The 21,594-nt window shown below is 45.2% G+C and carries 18 protein-coding genes and 2 tRNA genes; 9 read left to right on the plus strand and 11 right to left on the minus strand.

The genetic code is table 11. The features are described from left to right. Nucleotides 1-107: 107 nt before the first annotated feature. A complete protein-coding gene (locus tag EHO57_RS04830) occupies nucleotides 108-785 on the minus strand; it encodes an ABC transporter ATP-binding protein (RefSeq protein WP_135646252.1) in 678 nt (225 codons plus the stop codon). Nucleotides 786-836: 51 nt separating this feature from the next. On the opposite strand from EHO57_RS04830, the gene EHO57_RS04835 reads away from it, so the two are divergent. From EHO57_RS04835 to EHO57_RS04845, 3 genes are read left to right on the plus strand one after another with little or no spacing between them, the layout of a single operon-like run. Further along, the gene (locus tag EHO57_RS04835) at nucleotides 837-1,733 is read left to right on the plus strand and encodes a hydroxymethylglutaryl-CoA lyase (RefSeq protein ID WP_167882296.1); all 897 of its coding nucleotides are present in this window, start codon (nucleotides 837-839) and stop codon (nucleotides 1,731-1,733) included. Nucleotides 1,734-1,743: 10 nt separating this feature from the next. Continuing rightward, a complete protein-coding gene (locus tag EHO57_RS04840; RefSeq protein WP_135646251.1) occupies nucleotides 1,744-2,655 on the plus strand; it encodes a TIGR02757 family protein in 912 nt (303 codons plus the stop codon). Nucleotides 2,656-2,702: 47 nt separating this feature from the next. Next, entirely contained in the window at nucleotides 2,703-3,476 is a 774-nt protein-coding gene (locus EHO57_RS04845) for an enoyl-CoA hydratase/isomerase family protein (RefSeq protein WP_135646250.1), read from the plus strand. Nucleotides 3,477-3,505: 29 nt separating this feature from the next. On the opposite strand, the gene EHO57_RS04850 is transcribed toward EHO57_RS04845, so the two are convergent. The 4 genes from EHO57_RS04850 to EHO57_RS04865 form a co-directional block, all read right to left on the minus strand. Next, nucleotides 3,506-3,580, minus strand: a tRNA-Glu gene (locus EHO57_RS04850). Between the two features lie 29 nt (nucleotides 3,581-3,609). Beyond that, nucleotides 3,610-3,682, minus strand: a tRNA-Lys gene (locus EHO57_RS04855). 74 nt (nucleotides 3,683-3,756) lie between these two features. Next, nucleotides 3,757-5,031 carry an adenylosuccinate synthase gene (locus EHO57_RS04860; RefSeq protein WP_135646249.1) on the minus strand — a complete coding sequence of 425 codons (1,275 nt, stop codon included), beginning with the start codon at nucleotides 5,029-5,031 and terminating at the stop codon, nucleotides 3,757-3,759. Between the two features lie 149 nt (nucleotides 5,032-5,180). Next, nucleotides 5,181-6,176, minus strand: coding sequence for an ATP phosphoribosyltransferase regulatory subunit (locus EHO57_RS04865; protein ID WP_135646248.1), 996 nt, complete (start codon nucleotides 6,174-6,176; stop codon nucleotides 5,181-5,183). A 197-nt stretch (nucleotides 6,177-6,373) separates the two neighbouring features. On the opposite strand from EHO57_RS04865, the gene EHO57_RS04870 reads away from it, so the two are divergent. Further along, on the plus strand, nucleotides 6,374-8,386 hold the full coding sequence (locus EHO57_RS04870) for a 1-acyl-sn-glycerol-3-phosphate acyltransferase (protein WP_135646247.1): 2,013 nt from the start codon (nucleotides 6,374-6,376) through the stop codon (nucleotides 8,384-8,386). Between the two features lie 27 nt (nucleotides 8,387-8,413). Here the strand turns inward: EHO57_RS04870 and EHO57_RS04875 are convergent, their stop codons facing one another. The 3 genes from EHO57_RS04875 to EHO57_RS04885 form a co-directional block, all read right to left on the minus strand. Next, complete coding sequence (locus EHO57_RS04875) at nucleotides 8,414-9,091, minus strand: TetR/AcrR family transcriptional regulator (RefSeq protein ID WP_135646246.1); 678 nt, start codon at nucleotides 9,089-9,091, stop codon at nucleotides 8,414-8,416. 153 nt (nucleotides 9,092-9,244) lie between these two features. Next, nucleotides 9,245-10,852: a xylulokinase gene (locus EHO57_RS04880; RefSeq protein ID WP_135646245.1), complete on the minus strand. Its 1,608-nt coding sequence runs from the start codon at nucleotides 10,850-10,852 to the stop codon at nucleotides 9,245-9,247. A gap of 269 nt (nucleotides 10,853-11,121) precedes the next feature. Beyond that, nucleotides 11,122-12,219 carry an L-dopachrome tautomerase-related protein gene (locus EHO57_RS04885; RefSeq protein WP_135646244.1) on the minus strand — a complete coding sequence of 366 codons (1,098 nt, stop codon included), beginning with the start codon at nucleotides 12,217-12,219 and terminating at the stop codon, nucleotides 11,122-11,124. A gap of 438 nt (nucleotides 12,220-12,657) precedes the next feature. Between EHO57_RS04885 and EHO57_RS04890 the strand changes: the two genes are divergently transcribed. Further along, on the plus strand, nucleotides 12,658-13,914 hold the full coding sequence (locus EHO57_RS04890) for an MFS transporter (RefSeq protein WP_135646243.1): 1,257 nt from the start codon (nucleotides 12,658-12,660) through the stop codon (nucleotides 13,912-13,914). A 70-nt stretch (nucleotides 13,915-13,984) separates the two neighbouring features. Here the strand turns inward: EHO57_RS04890 and EHO57_RS04895 are convergent, their stop codons facing one another. Continuing rightward, a complete protein-coding gene (locus EHO57_RS04895) occupies nucleotides 13,985-15,232 on the minus strand; it encodes an NADH:flavin oxidoreductase/NADH oxidase family protein (protein ID WP_135646242.1) in 1,248 nt (415 codons plus the stop codon). 152 nt (nucleotides 15,233-15,384) lie between these two features. On the opposite strand from EHO57_RS04895, the gene EHO57_RS04900 reads away from it, so the two are divergent. After that, nucleotides 15,385-16,017 carry a TetR/AcrR family transcriptional regulator gene (locus EHO57_RS04900; protein WP_135646241.1) on the plus strand — a complete coding sequence of 211 codons (633 nt, stop codon included), beginning with the start codon at nucleotides 15,385-15,387 and terminating at the stop codon, nucleotides 16,015-16,017. 362 nt (nucleotides 16,018-16,379) lie between these two features. Here the strand turns inward: EHO57_RS04900 and EHO57_RS04905 are convergent, their stop codons facing one another. Next, nucleotides 16,380-16,820: a hypothetical protein gene (locus EHO57_RS04905; protein WP_135646240.1), complete on the minus strand. Its 441-nt coding sequence runs from the start codon at nucleotides 16,818-16,820 to the stop codon at nucleotides 16,380-16,382. A gap of 133 nt (nucleotides 16,821-16,953) precedes the next feature. Here EHO57_RS04905 and EHO57_RS04910 point away from each other — a divergent pair, with 133 nt between their 5' ends. Further along, complete coding sequence (locus tag EHO57_RS04910; RefSeq protein ID WP_135646239.1) at nucleotides 16,954-17,616, plus strand: flagellar assembly protein FlaA; 663 nt, start codon at nucleotides 16,954-16,956, stop codon at nucleotides 17,614-17,616. Nucleotides 17,617-17,622: 6 nt separating this feature from the next. Here EHO57_RS04910 and EHO57_RS04915 read toward each other — a convergent pair whose 3' ends face one another. After that, a complete protein-coding gene (locus EHO57_RS04915; protein ID WP_135646238.1) occupies nucleotides 17,623-18,648 on the minus strand; it encodes an NAD(P)-dependent oxidoreductase in 1,026 nt (341 codons plus the stop codon). Between the two features lie 113 nt (nucleotides 18,649-18,761). Here EHO57_RS04915 and EHO57_RS04920 point away from each other — a divergent pair, with 113 nt between their 5' ends. Together EHO57_RS04920 and EHO57_RS04925 are read left to right on the plus strand one after the other, a co-directional pair. Next, nucleotides 18,762-19,823: a lipase secretion chaperone gene (locus tag EHO57_RS04920; RefSeq protein WP_135646237.1), complete on the plus strand. Its 1,062-nt coding sequence runs from the start codon at nucleotides 18,762-18,764 to the stop codon at nucleotides 19,821-19,823. Continuing rightward, complete coding sequence (locus tag EHO57_RS04925) at nucleotides 19,820-21,589, plus strand: apolipoprotein N-acyltransferase (RefSeq protein WP_135646236.1); 1,770 nt, start codon at nucleotides 19,820-19,822, stop codon at nucleotides 21,587-21,589. The genes EHO57_RS04920 and EHO57_RS04925 overlap by 4 nt, the downstream gene beginning before the upstream one ends. Nucleotides 21,590-21,594: the final 5 nt, after the last annotated feature.

Consider the following 21,594-nt stretch of genomic DNA (forward strand, 5'->3'; position numbering starts at 1 on the left):
GAATTCTCCTTTAGTCGAAAATTTTATGATCACTCTTAAACAGTGCGTATGAGAGTTTCGGAAATAGAACCAGAGATCACTTTGAGTCGATCCATCCCCAAATACATCTATTTCACACCCTGATCAGCCCGGCTCAAAATTTCAAAAGTTCGGGAGCAAAACTTTTTGGCAGATCTCACGTTATGCGTCACCCAAAGAATGGTTGTGCCTTCCTTTCGATTCAGATCGGACAATGCCTCTAAGACCTGCTCATTTAGCAGCGGGTCCAATGCGGAAGTAGCCTCATCCAAGAGCAGGATCTTGGGCTCGCAAAGTAGTGCTCTCAATAAGGAAAATCTTTGCAATTCCCCACCTGAAAAAGAAGCCGGCAGACGATCCCTATTCTTTCCGTCCAAGTCCAAAATCGGATTCCATTTTTCTAATAGAGATGCAAATCGTTCTTCTTCTTTGAATAATCGCAGAGGTTCTCGTAAGCTTTTCTCTACTGTCCAAGTCGGATTGAAACCAAGGACCGGATCTTGGAATACCGGCTGGATCCATCTAGCAGGGATCTCCTTCTTCTCCTTTCCGAAAAAAAGGACCCTACCCGTTTTTTTCCAAGAAGAAGGGAATGGAAGGTCTAATATATAGCGTAAGAGCGTGGATTTGCCTGAACCAGACCGACCTAGAATTCCTAAGAATTCTCCTGAACTTACTTTAAGATCGATCTTAGAAAGATAGGTTCTCTCCGCTGAAAAGAGGGAGACATCTTCTAAGACCAAGATCGGTTCTTCTTTCCGGATCATCGATACCGGTTTAGTGCTTGCCCAGAATTCTTACAACCAATCCCCTAAATCATGGCTTTGAAAATCACGGAAGTTGGCCCAAGAGACGGGCTCCAAAATGAGAAATCGGAAGTTCCTACTCGGGACAAATTCGAGTTCATCCAAAAACTGATCCAAGCCGGTCTGACCCATATAGAAGCCACTTCCTTCGTGAGAAAGGAAAATATTCCTCAGTTAGGGGATGCAAACGAACTCTCTTCCCTTCTAGACTTGAAGGGCAAGGTACAATTCAGCGCTCTTACTCCGAACCTAAAAGGATATCAGGCGGCTCTTGCCGCAGGTTATAAGGAAGTCGCCGTGTTTACCGCCGCTTCCGAGAGTTTCGTAAAGAAGAATATCAATCGGACTATCCAAGAGTCCATCGAAGGTTTTAAGGAGATCTTTCAAGAAGCGAAGAAAGATGGGATCAAAGTGAGAGGCTACGTCTCCACGGTGATTGATTGTCCTTATGAAGGGAGGATAGATCCCCAAAAAGCATTAGAAGTTTCTAAAATACTTTTGGACCAGGGCGCCTATGAGATCTCCCTCGGCGAAACGATCGGCACTGCAGTTCCCGCTGAAGTAGAGACCCTGCTAAACGTAATCTTAAAGGAAATCCCTTCCGACAAACTAGCCGGTCATTTTCACGACACGTATGGAATGGCGATCTCCAACGTGCAAAAATCCTATGAGATGGGGATCCGATCTTTCGATTCTTCTTCCGGAGGATTAGGCGGATGCCCGTACGCAAAAGGAGCCTCAGGGAACCTGGCCACGGAAGACCTAGTATATTATTTCCATAAATCCGGAATAGAAACCGGCATAGATCTCTCTAAATTATTGGAAGCTTCTTCCTTTATGGAAAGTATCCTTCAGAGAAAACTCGCATCCCGTTCCTATATTGCCCTGAAAGCAAAAGCCGCTTCTTAATTTTTCTTGAATGAAGCCTCATCCTCGCAGGTCCGATCAAGAGCTAAAGAAAAGCTTCGATCAATTGTACCTTTCTTATACCAAACCTGAATTCTTGGATTCGGACCCTCTCTTTCTTTGTTATCTGTATGATTCTCCGGAAGACAAAGAACTCGTAGGACTTCTCTCCGCGTTATTCGCCTATGGGAACGTGACCGCGATCCGAGGCTTTCTCTCTCGGCTTTTGGAACCCATGGGAAAGCATCCCAAAAGATATCTCTTAAGCCAAGGAACTAAGATCTGGAAAAGCAAGTTGGGCGCCTATCGTTTCCAAAAGGAAAAGGATATATTACTCTTCTTACAAGCCCTTCGTTTGGCCTATTTGGAATTAGAGAAGAAGGGAGAAAGATTTTTGGAGTCCTGGTTTTCTCCAGTTCATAAAGAAGAATCCGGATTGGAGAAAAGGATCACTGGATTTCAATCCAGATTCTCCCAAATCCTTTCTTCCTTGGATCCGAATTGGAGAACCTATGGGCTTGGATTTTTGATCGGGATGGGAAATCCCAAGTCAGCTCACAAGCGATACTGTATGTTCTTGCGCTGGATGGTCCGAAAAGACGCGCCCGATCTAGGGCTATATAAAAGTATTTCGGCATCCGAACTATTATTTCCTTTAGACACCCATATCAATCGTCTCGCAAATATCTTAGGGGTCACGAACCGTAAGACTTCCGATCTAAAAAAATCAAGGGAGATCACGGACTTCTTCCAAAGATTCTATCCGAAAGATCCGTTGAGAATGGACTTTGCTTTGTGCAGATTGGGAATTTTAAGGAAATGTAAATCTCAATACGTCCGGGAACTCTGCGAATCTTGCGAACTCAATACCGTTTGCATGGTCTATGCAAAAAAGAGATTGAAACTTACTAAGACTTCTTCCTGATGATAACTTATCTTTGCCCTAATAAATATTAGAGAGAATCGGAACAGATGAAACATATTCGGATCGAAGAGAAAGAAAACCTGGCCTGGATCTGGTTGGATAACCAACCCGCAAACGAAATGACCGAAGAACTGATGGATGAATTGATAGAGGCCCATCGCATTCTTGCAGATAAAAAAAGTGTCCGAGCTGTTCTCATCGGATCCAAATCCGACAAATTCTTCTCTAACGGATTGGATCCGAGCTATATGTTAGAAAGGAACGCTGAAGGAAGGATCAAAGTCTTTGCCAAGCTCTTCGAGATGATGAGAGTCATTTATTCTTTTCCCAAGCCGGAAGCGTCCGTGATCAACGGGCACGCAATGGCAGGAGGAGCTGTCCTTGCAATACTCACAGACTTCAGGTTCATGTCCGAAGGAAAGGCTCGTTATTGTTTTTCAGAAGTTTTAGTAGGACTGACGATTCCTCCTACTCTCTTGCGGATCATAGAGTCTGTTGTAGGAAGACCGAATCTGAGAGAGGTCGCCATGCTCGGCAAAGCATTCAAGCCGGAAGAAGCAAGATCCATAGGACTGGTAGACTCCCTTTATGCACCAGACGATCTGCATAAAAAAGCCGAGAGCTATATGTTAGGGTTCATGGACCTTCCGCAAGCAAGCGTTCAATCTATTAAGAAAGGGATCCGCATAGATATGATCTCCGAATTAAATTCTCCTGTCGAAAATCAGATCAGCGAATTCAAACCTTTCGTGGTTGGTAATTTCGAAGAAGGGCTGAAAGCAGTCTTAGAAAAGAGAAGACCTAAATTTAGTAACGACTGATTGCGAAGGAAAAGTAAGAAGAAGAGAAGTGGTACCGCCACGGAGAATTGAACTCCGGTTACCAGGATGAAAACCTGGTGTCCTAACCACTAGACGATGGCGGCGTTTATTCGATTTGATTTAATTGTGTTCTTGAGTCGTTTGGGACTCGAACCCAAGACCCTCTCATTAAAAGTGAGATGCTCTACCAACTGAGCTAACGACTCGAACGTAAGAACACGATATTTTTCGACCCTCGCCGGTCAAACGAATTTCGAAGGATTTTTACAAGTTTCCGAAATCAAAATCCGGAAGCGATCGTATCCTTTCGATCCGGTCCGGTAGAGATCAAGTCGATGCGAACTCCGATCAATTTTTCCAAGGCACGGATATAATCCTTACATGCGGATGGCAGTTTATCGAATTCGTTGATGCCTGTGATATCAGTCTTCCAACCAGGAAATTCTTCATAGATCACTTTGACTTGCTCCAAGCCTTGGGAAGGGAAACAATCCAATTTCTTTCCGTTCCTTTCGTAAGCGACTGCAACAGGGATCTTATCGTATGCGGAAAGAACATCTATCTTGGTCAAGGAAATGGAAGTAAGACCATTGATCCTCACTGCATGACGAAGCACTTCCGTATCGAACCAACCACAACGTCTTGGTCTTCCGGTAGTGGCTCCGTATTCGGCGCCGAGGGTTCTGAGTTTTTCCCCTTCTTCTCCGTGTAATTCGGTGGGGAATGGACCTTCACCTACACGAGTGGTGTACGCCTTTGTGATCCCGATCACATTCTTCAAATGATGGAATGCGATCCCGGAACCGATGAATGCTCCTCCCGTAGTAGGATTCGAGCTAGTCACGTACGGATACGTACCGAAATCCACATCCAGGCCAGTTCCCTGTGCGCCTTCTAAAAGGATCTTCTTGCCTGCCTTCAGTTGGCTTTCCAAATAATATGGAGTATTTATAATATTCTTTTGGATCTTGGAATAGAACCTCTTGACCCCGTCCAGGATCTCTTTCGTAGAGATCTCTTTTTCGCCGTACAGCTTAACGAGTTCGTTGTTCTTCTCATCCACCAGATGTTGGAGTCTAGTCTCGAAATCGCTCTCTAGAAGATCGCCTACTCGGAGGCCTATCCTCATCATCTTATCCGCGTAGCAGATCCCGATCCCTTTCTTAGTGGTTCCGATCTTACGATCCGGAGCGCAGGTATTCTCTCTAGCAGAATCGATGAGTCCATGAAATGGGAAGAGAAGATGACAAGCATCGCTGATCAGGAGTTTTTCATAGACCGGAAAGCCTTCCGCTTGTAGCTTATCGCACTCTTCAATGAAGAAGATCGGGTCCAAGACCACTCCGTTCCCGATCACGCAAACGGTTTGGTCGTAAATGACCCCGGAAGGGACCAAATGAAATACGTATTTCTTTCCGTGAACCACCACGGTATGACCGGCGTTGGCTCCGCCTTGGTATCTAACTATAATATCTGTGTCTTTGGAAAGGTAGTCGATTACCTTGGCTTTCCCCTCGTCACCCCATTGGGTTCCGACCACTAATGTTGCGGGCATAGGATTTCCTTAATTTCTTTCTCTTTAATCTTTAAATGATCTTTTAATAGGTTCAATTTTTGCTTTGTATTCTATACGATCTAGAACGATAACCAACCATCATTTCGACGGTCCAATCTCCGGATTTTCGATCTTCTTTCTTCTGATTCTCAAAGAATGCTCTCCAAGGAGTCAATATGGATGGCAAATCCACAGGCGTCTTTTTGGGTCCCGGAGAAGAGTTCGTAGAGATGATCATAAGAGCCTCCGGTCAGTATCGGCTCCGAGCTTCCGGAAACATATCCCTGGAAAACGAATCCTGTATAATACTCCAGGTCCGGGATCAGAGTATAATCCACACAGAATTCCACGCCTGGAACCTGTCCTAGGGACTTGAGTATCTCTCCCGTTTCAGAGACGATCTTTTGGAAGGAATTCGAGAGTCCCGCAGAAGAAAGTTTAGAGGCCAGATCTTGCGCGTTCGAATAGAATCCGAGGCAGAGAGCTTCCAAGATCGGGAAGATCTTTAGGCCATTCTTCTTCTCCAAGAAGTGGCGGATCTCAGGAAGGTTCTTTCTATATAATAAAAACGATAACTGCCTCTTCTCGCTTCTGGAAAGCTCCAAGGACTCCAACACAGAATGGAACACATTCACATTCCCTAAAACGATGGTAAGCGGGGACTTTAAGGAAAGTTGGGAGAATAAAGAAGAAATCTCTTTCAAGATCCCTAATATGGCAGAAGTCCCGCTGCCTCCGATATGCTCGGCTCCGATCTGCAGGACTTCCTTGCGAGATCCGCTCTTTCTACCGTAGTCTCTAAAGATCTTTCCCTGGTAAAAGATACGTTGGTTTTCTTTGCGGTGCGCAAAACCGGCCATTCCCTTGACAGCTTGGACGGTAAGATCGGCGCTCGGAGAGATCTCATTCCCATCCGAATCTCTAAAACGATAGAGAGCGCTGGAATCTTCGGCAGAAACGGTAAGAAGAAAGGAAGAAGAGTAGTCGAAGGAGGGCAAAAAGACCTCGGAGTAACCGAAACCTTTCAGACCGGAGCTTAAAGAATCTAGGAGTTTGCGTCTCTCCGAGCTTTCATTCGGACCGAGAAAATGGAAGCCGTCCGGTATCCATTTTTTCTCGCTAAACTCTGGAGGATTATGTGTCATCTGCTCTTTGCGAAAGCCCCAAAGAACAGTTCGTTTTGCCTAGGGTAGAATTCAAATCGTTTTTCCCAAAAAATAGAATGACAATACGCCTTCTAAGGATAGAAAGTATTCTCCGGAAATCTCGTAACGAACCGTAAGTTCGATCTTACTCCAACCGAAAACCGGAACCACCGCTAGATCAAAAACAGAGACGTACCATGGCAGAAAAAGAGCAATCCGTCGGTAGATGGCAAAAGGAATTCTTCGAGAACATTCACCTATTCAAAAGATCGGGAATGAGCGAAGAAGAGGCTAAGAAGATACTTCAGAAATTTCTGTACCTTTGCTCAGTCACTCCGATGCCTCCGGTGATGGACGTTTTCAAGGATCCTTCCGCCCTGGAAAAGATCGGAGTATACACTCCTCCTGAGAAAAAAGCCCGAGAATTCATGATCGAGTTCCTTTCGCCTATCATGAAATTCTTTACTGTGGAAGGAATCGAGAACCTAGCAGCGGTCAAGCCTCTGATCGGGAAATATCCTGTTACTCTGATCTCCAACCACCTGAGCCATTTAGACGCTCCTGCAATCTTTCATCTTTTGTACCATGCTTCCCCGGAAGGAAGAGAAGTGGCCGAACAATTGGTCTTTATCGCCGGTCGTTTGGCCTATGAGCCGGATTTTACGAGACTTGGTCTCTACATGTTCGGGACGCTTCTGGTCTGCTCCAAGAGAGACATGGCGGATAACCCAAGCCTTTCCGATCTTATGACCAAGATCAATATGAGGGCCTTCCGTCATTCCCAAAAGCTGCAAAGCGAAGGAAAGATCGCGGCCATCTTCCCGGAAGGAACTCGTTCCCGAGATGGAAGGCTTATGCCTTTCGTGGATACCGTATATCACTATGTGGCGAATAAGGTCATTCTTCCTATCTCCTTAGAGAAGACGGACAAGATCCTTCCGACGACTAGCCTTCTATTCAATCAGGTAGCTGGAAAGTTGACCATCGGCAAACCGGTATTAGTCGGTGATCTTTCCAAAAAGGAAATGGCAACATTTCCGAAAGATATAGAGCATCTACCTTTCCCGGAACATGGGGATAAGAAGCAATTCCTGATCGATAACCTGGCTCTACTTGTAGGGCAAAACCTGAACAAGCACCAACATGGGATCTATCGGAATCTATACAGTGCGGATTCGAGAGACCAGAACAAGCTCATCAAGGTACCGAAAGAGCCGAATGAGAAAGTGGTCGTTATCGGGAACAGCAGCATGGGGATCGCGATCGCAACGGTTCTCGCAAACAAGGATATCGAAGTAAAAGTATATCATCCGGACCAAAGCTATACTTCCCAATCCAATATAGAGAGAAGGGACCTGAGGACGTATGCGCTATACAAACTTCCTCCAAACCTGACATTCACTTCCGATCCGGAAGAATTAAAGACGGCTACCTTATTCATCCAAGGTACCAATCCTTGGGAATTGCATACTATCTATCCGGATCTACAGCCTTACTTAAGTAAGAACAAGGCTCCTTTCTTCAATATCATCAAAGGATTCACAAGTGCCGGTTTGATCTTGGACGATCTACAACAAGGTCTCGGATTAGAAGACGATAGGATCGGAGTAGTCTCCGGGGCTTCCTACCCGGATCAGATCATGGAGAGAAAGATCTCCGGATTCGAGATCGCGGCGGTGAACGAGAGCTTGATCCCTCGCATTCAAAAATTGTTAACTACAGGTTATATCTTCCCGAGACCTGCCATCATTCCTAGCGATGTGAAGGGAGTGCAGCTGGGAGGAGCCCTCAAGACGATCTACGCCCTTGTAATGGGAATTGTAGAAGGACATTTTGAGCAGACTCTCGGAGGGAATGTGGACAATTCCCTCTTCCATCTTTCCAATCGTTTCTTTAACGAAATGGTAAAGGTAGGAGTGCAGATGGGAGGAAAACAGGAAACCTTCCAGGGACTATCCGGACTCACCGACTTCATGCTTTCTTGCTTTGGAACCGATGCGAAGGATAGAAAGACCGGTTACGATATAGCGAACGGACGTCCTTCCGAAAAGATGTCCAACGGATTCTACGGTTTGAAAGTAATGCCGAACCTGATGAAGATCGATCCTACCGAAGTTCCTATTATGTATGCTGCTTACGAAGTGGTCATTAATAAGAAAGATGTCCGTAAAGTAGCCGAGGGAATGGAAGAAAGACTTTCGCGGGTTTAAGTTCGTATCTAGTAAAATCGCCCGAGATCATCTCGGGCCGTTTACGAAGATCTCCAGCAATCCTTCCGCCAAGGCTTCAATCTCGCTGGCTCTTTCTTGCAGAAGACGGAAAGTCTTTTGTAGAGCGAGTTCTGCTTCTTCCTTAGGCACCCCGAAAGTAGCAAGGCCCAATTCGATGACTGTGGCCATCATTCGGACCCGATCCACCTGCCCGGAATACACCATCTCTTCCAATAAACTCTGGAAGACCCCTCTAAATGCAAGAGTGCGTATTAGATAATCCTGATGATCGAACTGAGGATTGTATTTCTCGAATAGGAGCTTGCTTCTGTGAGCTCCTCTCTTACCGATCATCTCCGTGACCCCTTGGGTCCGATAGGCCGCCAAATATGTTTCGGCTATCGAGAGCTTTTTTTGGCAGAGATAGAACTGGAGCCCTATCTCTAGGGCAAATACCAAGGGAGGATCCATTTCCCCCACGAGCCTTTCAGCGGTATCCCCCGCCTCATTAAACACTTCTCCCGCTATCGCGAGGAGTATTTCTTCCTTATTCTTAAAGAAATGATACAGGCTGCCTGTCGTGATATCCGCTTCTTCGATGATCCTGCGGATGGTCGCCTTCTCATATCCTTCGCTTACGAATAACTTTCTCGAGACTTCTAATATCTTTGCTCGAACTCGATTCGATTGTTCCTCTCTCTTCATTGGTTAACACCCTTGCCTTAACCGTGTTCGGTATGGGATCTTGGAACAGGATCCTACCGAAATATCCAATAGCCTTCTTCGCACTTCCAAAAAGTAATGCGTTAGGAGTATTTATCATAAGCAATCCCTTATGGGATATAACACCGGTTAGATTTATATATGTATGTTTAAAGTTGCATAATGCTCTTTGTTTGTTTCGTAAAGTGTTTTAAATACCGAAAAGTTTCGATCGTATATTTTTTGATTCGCAAGGTTCGGAGTCCAACTCTCTTTGCTCGGGATCAAATTCCGTATTTCTCCGAAAGATCGGATCTTACCCAGTCCAAGAGCGGCTATCGCGGCCGCACCGGTGGCTCCCGCATTCTGAGGATGATCTATCGTTTCTATCGTTTTGCCTGTAATATCCGCCAAGATCTGACAAATGATCGGCGAACGTGCCACTCCTCCCACAAATCGTATGGTAGAAGAAGCGGGGATCTTTACTTCAGATAATTCTAATATCCATCTTTTATGAAATGCGATCCCCTCTATCACTGCACGGATAAGTTTTCTTTTTCCAGTATCTAGACCTATATTGAAGAACATCCCCCTTGCGGCAGGATCCTCGAATGGACAACGATTTCCATGCATCCAAGGAGTGAAGATCACCCCGTCGCTTCCTGCAGGAGTATCCTTTATGGATTCGAATAAGAATGCGAATAAGCTATCGTACATCGCATCCTGGCCTTCGGTTACATTTCTCTTTTCTAAGTACACATCTATCTCGTCCAAGGCGAGATGATCTTTTACCCATTGCAGACATTTACCGGAGGTTTCCTGTTCTCCAAAATAACTATAATAACCAGCTCTCGCACCCACGATTGACGCAATTCTCGCGTTGATATCTACAGTCCTCTTTTTAGTGACTGTGGAAACCCAACCGGAGGTCCCCGCATAAATATGGGTGTCCCCTTCTTCCACCGCACCGGCCCCAATCCCGATCAGAGAAGCGTCCCCTCCTCCTCCAAAAACTGCAGTTCCTACTTGTAATCCTAACTCTCTAGCCGAGTTTTCCGTTAGGCCTCCGATCTTTTCCGTCGACTGTACTAATTCGGGGAGATGCTCTATTCGGACTCCGAACATCCTGCAGAGTCCCTTATGCCAATGTCCTTTGCCAGGACGAGAATCATATAAGAAGGTGGCGAATGCGGAATCCAGGGTCATGGTCGCTCGCCCTGTGCATCGAGTAGTCAGATAATCTTTTACATCCAACCATTTAGATACCTTGGAAAATTTTTCGGGCTCCTTCGACTCCACCCATTTATATTTCCATAATGGATCCTTTACGCTTCCTGCTACTGCACCTGTGATCTGCAAGGATCTCAAGAGTTTGAAAGCATTCAGGCCTTCTATCTTGATCCCATGCTCTATGCCCTTCTTCATTTCCTCTCGGGCTCTCTGGTCCATATAGCTCATCGCGGGACGGACCGGTTTCAGGTCTTTGTCGACCAAGACCAATCCCTGCATTTGGGAGCAGAAGGATATGCCCGCGATCTGGGCCGGATCCAATCCGGTTTCTTTGAGAAGAACGGAGGTGGTTTCCTTCATTGCATTCCACCAATCCTCTGGGTCTTGCTCTACTCCTCCTCCTTCTAAAAGGGTCAGTCCATATTCTAAGGAAGAAGAATGTACGAGTGTGAGTTTGTCTCCGATCTCGAAGAGGCAGGTCTTGGTCCCTGTAGTTCCAATATCATAGGCTAGAACAAATACTTTAGATTTCATGAATGCAACCCTCCGGAACTTCGGCTTTATTTCTCTGAACCGATAATGAGTGAGTGCTCACTCATCAGGAGATTGAAAAAGGAGTCCAAAAGGGCAATCATTTTTCCGGATCGATCAAAGGGAATCTGCAAGGTACTATAAAGCCGGCAGAGAAGAGATAGGGATCTGCCCGAAAAAGTCACTCAGAAAAAACCGATGACCAGCGAATCGCAGTAATACCGCCGACCTTTGCGCCGGCGGACCATCTATCCTGACAGTTCCTATCTGCTTTATCTACCTAAGATCCCTTCCGCTTCCGGTTTGAATCTATAGATATAATAAGGTCCCTTGCTTAGGATCGTAAGGTCGGTTTGCAAGAACACATCGTTCAATGCACTGCAAGTCAGATACATGTATCCGTCAGGAGCATACGAGAATCCATCCGGCCACCGAAGTTTCGTATCTTTGTATAGAGTGGTGATCTTCTTGGAAGGATCGATGAAATTGATCGCGGAATGTTCCGGATCGGTCACATAGATATTTCCGTTCTTGTCGATACTGATCCCATCACTCATAGACTTCAAAGAATACTGTTCTACCTGAGCCGACAATTGGGCCGCAGTTAGTGTCGTATCTCTTAGTGCGCTTGTCTTAGCTCTATATAATTCTCCGGAAGTAAAAGGAGCAAAATACAACCATTCTAGATTTTGGTCCAACGCGATCGAATCCGCATTGAAGATGATCGGTACTCCTGCTACTTCGAAAGGAGTTCCGTTTACAACGATCTCGTTTTTCTCTCCCGTAACGGAAGTACTGCCTTTTAGAAGACGTCTTGCCTTCTTAGATGCGATATCGTACACAACCAAGCCAGGATCGGGAATGATCGGGCTTGTATCCGTGATATAAATAGTCTCGGTAACAGTGTCCACTTGCATATCGTTGAAGAGCGAATCCTTAGGAGCTATGTCGGAAGGAAATTGATAATGATGCAATACCGCTCCGGTCTCTATGTCGAAAGCGTATATACCGGGAGGAGTTCCGATCCCTAGATTGCCATAGTCCAAGGTCCATAGTCTTCCCTTATCGTCCACACGAACGGAGATAACGGTGTTGAAATTACTTTGAAAGGCTTGGCTGGGGAAAGGGATCACCTGTCCATTTTTCAATTCTGCAATTTTGATCGGAGGAGTCCCTTGTGGGAAGAAGGAAAAGAAAATCCTTCCGGAAGCAGAGACACTGATATTCCCAGGAGGACGATCCAACTGGATGACCGTCTCCATAGAAGAGCTAGAATATTTCGGGGCAGTCGTTCTATCCTCTAGATTGCCTGTTTCGCATTTTAGGAAGGCCGATACGAGTATCGAAACCATGATCCAATTCTTTAACATAGGATTTTCTCCACTTGCTTTATCTTAGCAAAGAAGATCCGAAAGGTCGTCCGCCTTATCAAAGTCGAACGTCCGAATTTAAGAACCGCTCTTATGTGAAAAAATGCGCTCTTATAACTTTCTTATTTATTAAAATACCGGAACGATCGTTTACCTCGACTTGGCAGGTATAAAATTATAAAATAAAGAGAGAATTACCCTCCACTTATATGTTCCTTACATTTCTCAAAATCGATTTCACAAATGATATTGGGATCGTTATAATAAAAGTAGGAAGAGAAGAAGAGTACTCATTCCAAAATCATAATTTGCTTGGAAGCCCAGCTAATCTGCTTTATACTGTCAAAGTAACTTCCTAATTCGCATCCACTGCGTTTGTTACGGGAAGGTTAAGCGAAACCATTTCGATTAACGATCAAAATATAAATGGGGCTTTCTATGCGTGAAAACCAAGTAAAGGTATACGGCTACAGATGGGTGATTCTTGGTCTATACGCTCTAATCACGGCAATAATCCAAATCCAATGGCTGAGTCTTGCGTCTGTTGCAAGGGAGGCCAAATTATTTTATGGCGTAACCGGTCTTCAGATCGATCTTCTTTCCCTGATTTTCTTGGGAGTGTTCGTATTCTTAGCGATCCCGGCTTCCTATATCATCGACACCTACGGGATCCGTATCGGGGTCGGAATAGGAGCCTTCTTAACAGGTATCTTCTCCCTACTCAAGGGATTCTACGCTCATGATTTTAATATAGTCATCGTATCTCAGATCGGCTTAGCAATCGCTCAACCTTTCATTCTAAACGCAGTCACCAAGGTAAGCGTGCAATGGTTCCCTATTACAGAAAGAGCCACCGCAGTTGCTTTAGGTACCTTGGCTCAGTTTATAGGGATCATCATTGTGATGCTCTTAACTCCAAGACTCTTAGGAGAAGCGGAACCGAATCCTGCCGCCATTCCTGGAATTCTATTGAATTACGGGATCGCGTCTTTTGTAGGTGCCGTTCTCTTTCTAGCATTTTTCAGGGAGAAGCCGCCTACTTCCCCGAGCACTCATGGAGAGGATGCAAGGATCAAGGTATTCGAGGGACTGAAGCATATCCTGAAGCAGAAAGACATGCAAAAGGCTCTCTTCCTATTCCTGATCGGGCTGGGGATCTTTAATGCGATCAGCACTTGCATAGACCAGATCTGCGAGTCCAAAGGATTGAATATGACCCAATCCGGAGAGATCGCGGGCATGATGCTCATGTCCGGGATCATCGGCGGGATTTTTGTGCCTCTTATCTCCGACAAACTAGGAAGAAGACAACCATTTATCCTACTCGCAATGGCAGGTTTCTTGCCTGGGATCTTTTTGCTTTCTTTCGCTCACGATTACTTTTTCGTTTTGGCAGGAGCATTCCTGATCGGCTTCTTCGTATTGGGGATCGGAGCTCCCATCGGATTCCAGTACTGCGCAGAAATTACTTCTCCTGCTCCGGAATCTTCTTCTCAAGGACTGTTGCTTTGGATCGGACAGATCTCGGGGATCGCATTCATTGTAGGATTGAACACTCTTGGATCGGATCTATTCCTGAAGATCTTCATAGGCTTAGGAGCCGTCAATCTCGGGATCGCATTCCTATTAAAGGAATCCCCTATGATGGATTGGAATAACGAAAAACTAAAAGAGAATTCCCTAACTCATAAATAATAAAAAAAAGTCCGTCGGGTTTTCCGACGGACAGTTAAGGTTTGCTATTCTACAGATGAATTCTTCTTTCTTAATTCGCGCCATCCATTAAGAATTTCTTATATCTTTTGGCGTTCCTTCTGCCTCGGATCTGATCCAAGATCAGATTGAATATTAAGGATCTAGGCAATTTCGGTTCTTTTCCTTCTCCCATTCTACGAAATTGCAAACGGATTGCCGACATCCTTGCAATTGAATTGATTGCAGGATTGGATAGTTTAGGGATATCCGTGGAGACCTTCTCTATCTTCCCTTCTGCTAATGCGTGCACAAATTCAGGATGGAATGCGAATGGGGTCGCGATCCCGATCATATCCGCTTCTTCCGAGGAAATCGCCTCTTGCATTACGGATCTGGTCCTAAAACCTCCCGTTACTAAAAGAGGGATCTTAGTGATCTCTCTCGCTTTCTTTGCGAATTCCAGGAAATAAGCCTCTCTCTTTCCGCTTCCACCTTGCATTGCAGGAGATTCGTAATTCCCTCCGGAAATTTCCAAAAGATCCACACCCAAAGGCTCCAACATCTGGATGACACGAATGGAATCTTCCTCTTGGAAACCTCCTCCTTGGAAGTCTGCGGAGTTTAATTTGACTCCTAAGCAAAATCCAGGTTTTACTGCAGCGCGAATTCCTTTGACCACTTCTACCAAAAAACGTGCCCGATTTTCTAGGGAACCGCCCCATTCATCTTCTCTAATATTGGTGATAGGAGATAAAAACTGATTGATCAGGTATCCGTGAGCGGAGTGAACTTCTACACCATCGAAACCTGCTTCTTCTGCGAGAAGCGCGGCATTCACGAATTTTTGGATCAGATCCCGGATCTCCTCTCCTCGGAGAGCCCTTGGAACTCCGAAAACCTTTTCAAACATTCTTCCTGGGATCTTTACTTTGATGGGAGAAGGAGCCACCGGGGTTTCCGTAACGAAACTGAAGGTCTGCCTTCCGGGATGATTGATCTGCAGTAGGATCTTAGAACCTTCCGACTTTGCGATCTTGGCCCATTTTTTGAGGCCGCTAAGATCCATTCCCTTTCTTAGGATCACATTTCCTGGACCGGTGAGTCCGTTCGGATCCACCATAACATTTCCAGTAATCAAAAGCCCCGCTCCGCTCTTGGCCCAACGAGAATAGAGTTGGAATATCTTTTCTCCGGGAAGAAATTTCCGATCCGAAATCCCTTCTTCCATCGCTGCCTTAGCGATCCTGTTCGAAATCACTACTCCGTTCGGGAGCGTAAGCGGCTCCAGCAATGGATTTTTCTCTAGAACTGAAACCATTTCCCATTCCTCTCTTCTCGGAAATCTCCTACCATTCGGTATTTATTTAGACAGGCTGGTCAATAAAAATTCCTACCAGTTGGTATTTATTTTTAGACCGGAGTCAGAATTCATTTGACGAAGGCGCCCAAAGCGAGGGAAATAGAGGCCTGATGAAATTGGCAAAGTCCAAGCCCGGCTGGAAGAAAATGCCCGAGGAGATCCGCAGAACCTCGATCCTGCAAGCGGCGATGAGATGTTTCTTTAGCAAGGGGTTCGAACGTACCTCGGTCCAGGATATTGCGGAAGCTGCGGGACTCACAAAGGGCGGAATCTATTTCCATTTCGAAAGCAAGGAAGAGATCAGAGACACTCTCATTCGGAACTTTCTCTCCTGGGAAAGATTCGGATTCGAGGACTCCGAGGTTTTGGCCCTTCCTCCTCATCTTAGATTAGTGGAATACTTAGAGAGATTGGCAAAACGTCTGTCCATTGAAGGGAATTGTAGCCCTCGCCTTTTCGCAGAAGCCACCGCCTGCGGTGCTATGGAACCGGAAATATTAAATTTTTATAATTCTTTAGAGAAACTTTTTGCAAGAACGATAGAAGAGGCGCAAACGAACGGAAAGATCAAGGCAACTCTTTCGCCGGAGCTGTTAGCCCGCACCCTTCTTGCATTGTTCGACGGATTGCAGATCCAATCCGATATTTCCAGCGAGCGGGATTTGCAAAGTAAGGGAAGAGAAGTCCTGAAATCATTCTTCAAGAACATCCTATTCATTCCCTCGGACGATTGCCAAATTTAGACTCTGTTATGGGATCTAGAACCGATCGACCTCAGAGTCGGATCGGAAGATATAACATCAAAAGCAAAAACAATAAGGAAAGCAAGATCGCCATGAATGGGCGAAACATCCGATAGGATTTCCAGATCCGAAGTTTGAGATTTTTTCCGGTGCGCATTGTTATCTGATTTAAATAACAATAAAGCCGTTTCCTTCTTTCATTCTCCGGAAATTTTTTATTATCCCTTAAGTTAGTAGCTCAAACAAATCATTCTTTGCGTTTATGTCTTTTCTTGATCCAGAGCCCGTAGAGTATTCCTACGCAGAATCCGGAAACGATGATTAGGATCAAAATTGGATCTATGCTTTCTCTCATGCCTATCTCAAGGTTCTAATTTATAATCGGGCTCTAAGATCCTAGGACAAAAACGAAAGATAGTGCCGAGATAGTGTCTAGCTAAAGAATGAAAGATCCACTCTCCGGCATTCTTCTGCACATCGATGGAGTTCATATTGGTGAATCCTTTTCTTAAGAAGAAGGAGTCTAGATTCCAATCTTCCTCTCCCGGGATCATTTGTACTCGAAGCATCGCATAGAAGGAGCCTGTATCCGGATCGAATCGGAACGCAAGAGATCTTCCACCAAGAGGATTTCGGATCGTGAATGTGGCCCATCTTGCCTTTGGCCCGGATCCTTCGGACTTGATATCGTATAATTCGTACTGTAATTCTTTCTCGTCTCCGAAGAATTCCCGGAACGCAGAATGGAATGCGTCCGAAAATTCCAGCTTTGTATGAAGAGAGGGATCTTCCGAAGAATCCATAGACTGATTCTTAGACGAAGCTTCTCCCGAGCAAGATTTTTAGAAAAAGCTCCCGAACACTTAAGTCATTTAAATCCTGAAAAATAAAAGAAGGAGGATTGCGGTCCTAGACGAATGCGCCGAAATTAGGAATATGAGCCGAAAGGGATTTTTCCATTTTCAGAAGAAGTTTCCGATCGGAATTCTTTTGCTCATCCATTGCCTTCCCTTCTTCTCGGATCATGCTGTGGATCTTTCCGGAATTTACAAAGAAGTCCTAGTACAAGACTTCGAAACGGAATCCTTCGGCGAAGAGAATGTAAAGGCGAAGCTTGGTCCCGACTTTACACCCGAAGTACGGATCTCTACCGTATTCAGGACTCCGGAGAGAGATTCCGAAAAATCTCTGTATGTGGAAGTCAGCGCGGAGAAGAACCAGTCCTTTCAGATCCTATTCAAGAAGCCTTGGACTTCTCAGGATTTCGTAAAAGAGTTTAAGTTCCATGTGTATGCAAACGAAGGAGGGGGATCCCTTTTTATTTTGGTTCGGGATTCCACTCTGGAGATCAAAAAGCTTTTGCTGACCCATTTTAATTTTACCGGTTGGAAGACCCTAAAAGTCGATATCACTCGAAAGGTCCGTCAAGACGATCTGGTCACTCACAAAAGTTCCGAGTTAGTATTTCTAGGTTTTTTATATGAGGCTCCCTTCGAGAGAAAAAGAGGAACGAGAGAAGTATTCGTGATAGACGATATTCTCGCAAGAGTCCGGCCTAAATACATGATCTTTCCGGGCGAAAAGACATTAGTAAAATAAGATTTTCTAATATAGTTCCGCGAGTCCCATATCCTTTCGAATAGGATATGAATTCCTTCTTCTTTCGAAATATTCCCAGTCCTTCTTTTTCCAAGCCTCTCTCAGTAGAGAATCCTCTTCTTTCAGGAAAGTGGCAGTTTCTATAGGAGGATGTTTCACTAAAAAATTTTGCAAGGGAGGAAGCGGACCATCCTTGTATAGAATGCATAACTTCTCCGCAAGCCTATAGGTTCCCAAAAGCCTACCGAGCTGGCTATATCCCGCGATATGAGGAGTGAGAATGGAATGAGAAAGTTCGCTTAACTGCAATGCCAATTCTTCTTTCGGAGGTTCAGGCTGAAACACGTCCAACACCTTCAGTAAGTCGCTTCGATCTAAAATCGTTTGAAATGCTTCCGCACTCCAAATCTCTCCCCTACTCGTATTCAATACCAAGGTCCCCGGTCTTAAAGAAGCAACCATCTGCTTCGTAAGCAGATCTTGGGTTGGATACGGCCCTGTCGATGTAAGTGGAATATGAAAACTTACGATCGGAAATTCCAAGATCTCCTGAAGAGGGATCGATCCTTCCTTATGAAATGGATCGTTATAGGAAAAAGAGACTCCCTTTTCTTCTAGGATCTTTGCAAATGCACGACCCGTGTTCCCATAACCGATGAGCCCAACCTTCTTCTGTCTTAACTCTTGTTCCGAAAAGAAATGAAGAAGCGAGACCCAGCAATATTCTGCGACGGACCCTGCATTGCATCCGGGGGAATTCAGAAAGACCCTGGATTCTTGTTTTAGATCCGAGAAATTCACATGATCCGTTCCGGAACTTACGGTAGCGAACACCTTCACACTCGGAAATCTTTTGCAGGTCTCTCGATCGACCTTCAGTCTTGTATTTGCGATCAGGATCTCCGGCTTCTCCTGTTCCACAGACTGCGGATCCTTTACAGGATAGGGTCTGACCTCCAGATTCCGGAAATGAGAAAAGATTTCCGAGGCTCCGGTCGTTCCTTCCGGATAGTACAGAATAGGAAGAGGCATATGATACTTCTTTCATGTCGGGTAGAAGGCGCCATTTATTTTTCTTCGAAAAACATCTTGCCTTCTTGCACCTGGAAGATAGTTTCAACGCTTCTTATTGGTAAATAGTGAAGATGTTAGAACGTTTAAAAGAAATCCCCCTGAAAGTTTGGCTTTTTTCCGTAGGTTTCCTTGTATTCCTGGCCATAGTTATATTTCTACTCTGGGAGCCAAGCTCCTCCGGCAAAGACTTCGGCTTCGATGGTACCGACTCCGACGGTTATAGAGTCACCCAAAACGAAGCGGGTGAATGGGTCATCAATCCGGAGATTGTCGCAACCTCTCACGATCTCTACAAGGATGGAGAATGGCTCACCTATGACGAGATCATCAAGAATGCATCCAACGGAGAATTGGATCTGGTTTCTTCTCTTTGGGAATTGAGAAGGAAATGTCCTGCAGATTATAGTCCGGACCAATGTAATGAGATCGTAAAAGCATTCATCCTAGAACACTATCCGGGCGCAGACGGAGAAAGACTGGTCGGTCTTTTTAGAAAATATTTATCTTATGAGATCGTATTACGGGAATTTGAACAACCTAGAGGAAAATCCCCCGAAGAGATCTACGACTTGGTCAAGAAGAAGAGAAGAGAGATCTTCTCCGACCAAGACGCGAAACTGATCTTCGGCTTGGAAGAATCCGAGAAGGAATTCCAGTTCGGATACGATCATTTCTTAGGTGAGATCAAGGGTTTACCCGGAGATAAAAAACTCGCGAGATACGAAGAGTATCGAAAGGGAGTTTATGGGAACTATTATAACGCGATCAACAAGAGAGAGCCAAAGTTCACAAAGTACGAAACAGAGTTATACTTTAAGGAATCCGATCTAGACAAGCTTCCTTCTGCTCAAAAAGATCCTCAGGTAAGAGCCATCCGAGAAAAATACTTCGGTAAGGACGGAGCAGACAGGATCGAAAAAGTCTATAAAGAGATCGAAGCAAGTAAACAAAAAGAGACCCAGACAGACCAGGAAGAACAGGCCTGGCTCAAGTCTCATCCAACTGCTCGTCCCGATGAAAGAGACAAGGCCCTAAAAGATATCCGGGTCAAGAACCTAGGCCAAGAAGAAGCGGACGCATATGCGAGACGTAAAGCGTTAGAAGAAGACCAAAGACGTTTACAAGGTAAATGATCCGATTCTCTAGAAATCCGATCCGTCCTCTCCTTTATTCGTTTGGGCTTGCATTCGGCATCTTGTTCGGAATGGAACCCTTCGAGTTCTTTCCCGCGGGAGGACTTGGAGCAGCCTGCGCGTATCTTCTTTTCTGGGAGCTAAGGGAGTGGAGCATTAGATCGACGATCTATTGGCTCCTTCTTCTCTCTCAGATCATCAATCTGGTGGTTTTCTTTTGGATCCCATCTTCCATCACGGCGATCTCAGGAGCGGGGCCGCTTGTCTCTTGGGTCGTTTTTCTAGTCTATGGACTCTTCTCCCATATAAAATTATTCCTATTCTTCTTCGGATGGAATATCAGTTTAAAAGTATATTCCAAATATAGAAAGTCCTCTAAAGAGAAGGAAGTATTTGCTTGGGCAATCTTTCCTATCTGGGGAGTGTTTACCGACATGATCACTCCGCAATTATTCCCATGGTTCTGGGGAAATCTAGGAGAAGGGAACCTATCCTTCTCCCAGATCGCTTCCTTTGCGGGAGTTTATGGAGTGGGATTCTTTCTTCTCTTGGGGACCTCTAGTCTGGTTTTATGGAAGAATCTCTCTATTCGAAAATTTGCATATTCTGGAATACTGATCTTCGGATTGGTATGGACCCTGGGCGGGCTCAGGCTATATCTCGCTCCGAATTATGAGGTTCCGAACAGCACTCCCAAAGTGGAGAACGACGTTTTAAAACTTTCTGCGGTACTTTTGCAACCGAACACTTCTCCCGGAAAGAGAGAATTGGCGGAGAATCCTGAATTCGTGGGACAAACTATCAGTACTTCTTTGGAACTAGGGCTTAGATCTTCTCTGGAGACTTCTCCTCCTCCAGATATTCTTTTTATTCCCGAATCTGCCATCCCCTTTCATGGGACCATTCCGAGTGATCCTGCAAGTCCTTCCGTTTATTCTTCTACATTCCATGGAGCTGTAACGTATCTAACCTACAAAACCGGCGCGGATGTTCTATACAATGAATTGAACCAATTTCCAGAAGGATTGAAAAACCAGGTTACGTTGCTGTCTTCGAATACGGGCGAATTCCAGCGCTACGACAAGAGAAGATTATTGGCTTTCGGGGAATATATTCCATTCGAGTCCGTATTTCCTTTCTTGAGAAGTTTGTTCAAGGAAACCTCCCGTTACGTGACCGGAGGAGATCCAAAACCCCTGCAAGGAGAAAGATTCTTGCAGAGACAGAGATGGCCTTCTCCTCCTACGGAGGCGGAAATTTCTCTTATTCAAAATCCGGAAAATTTTCGTCCTATTTCTGCCGAGATGAGAAAAGAAGAAAAAGTGCAGTATCAGATCCTTCCTCTGATCTGCTATGAGGCCATGTTCCCTGCGTTGACCCAGGATTCGGTCAAAAGCGCGTCTAACGATACATACACCTTCTTAGCAAACCCGACTAACGATTCCTGGTTTTCTTCTCGGATCGAGGCTTGGCAGCATGCAGGCGCAGCCAGATTCAGAGCCATAGAATACGGACTAAGCTTTGTGAGACCCGCAGTGACAGGGATTTCCTTTGCAGTGGACCCTTACGGCAGGAGCCTAAACCATCCTACTCAATATGGGGAGAAGGTAACGGATTCCTTCCTTTTACCGATTACTAAGTTGAAAGCCGGCGGGAACACTTTTTTCGCGAAATGGGGAAATATACCCTTCTTGCTTTATTCTATTTTGATCGCCTCATTATTCCCGCTCATGGGAAAACGGTTCTTGGCGGAAACGTCAAATTAAGATCC

Origin of the sequence: Leptospira langatensis (assembly GCF_004770615.1) — a bacterium.
In the GTDB taxonomy this organism is placed as follows: domain Bacteria; phylum Spirochaetota; class Leptospiria; order Leptospirales; family Leptospiraceae; genus Leptospira_B; species Leptospira_B langatensis.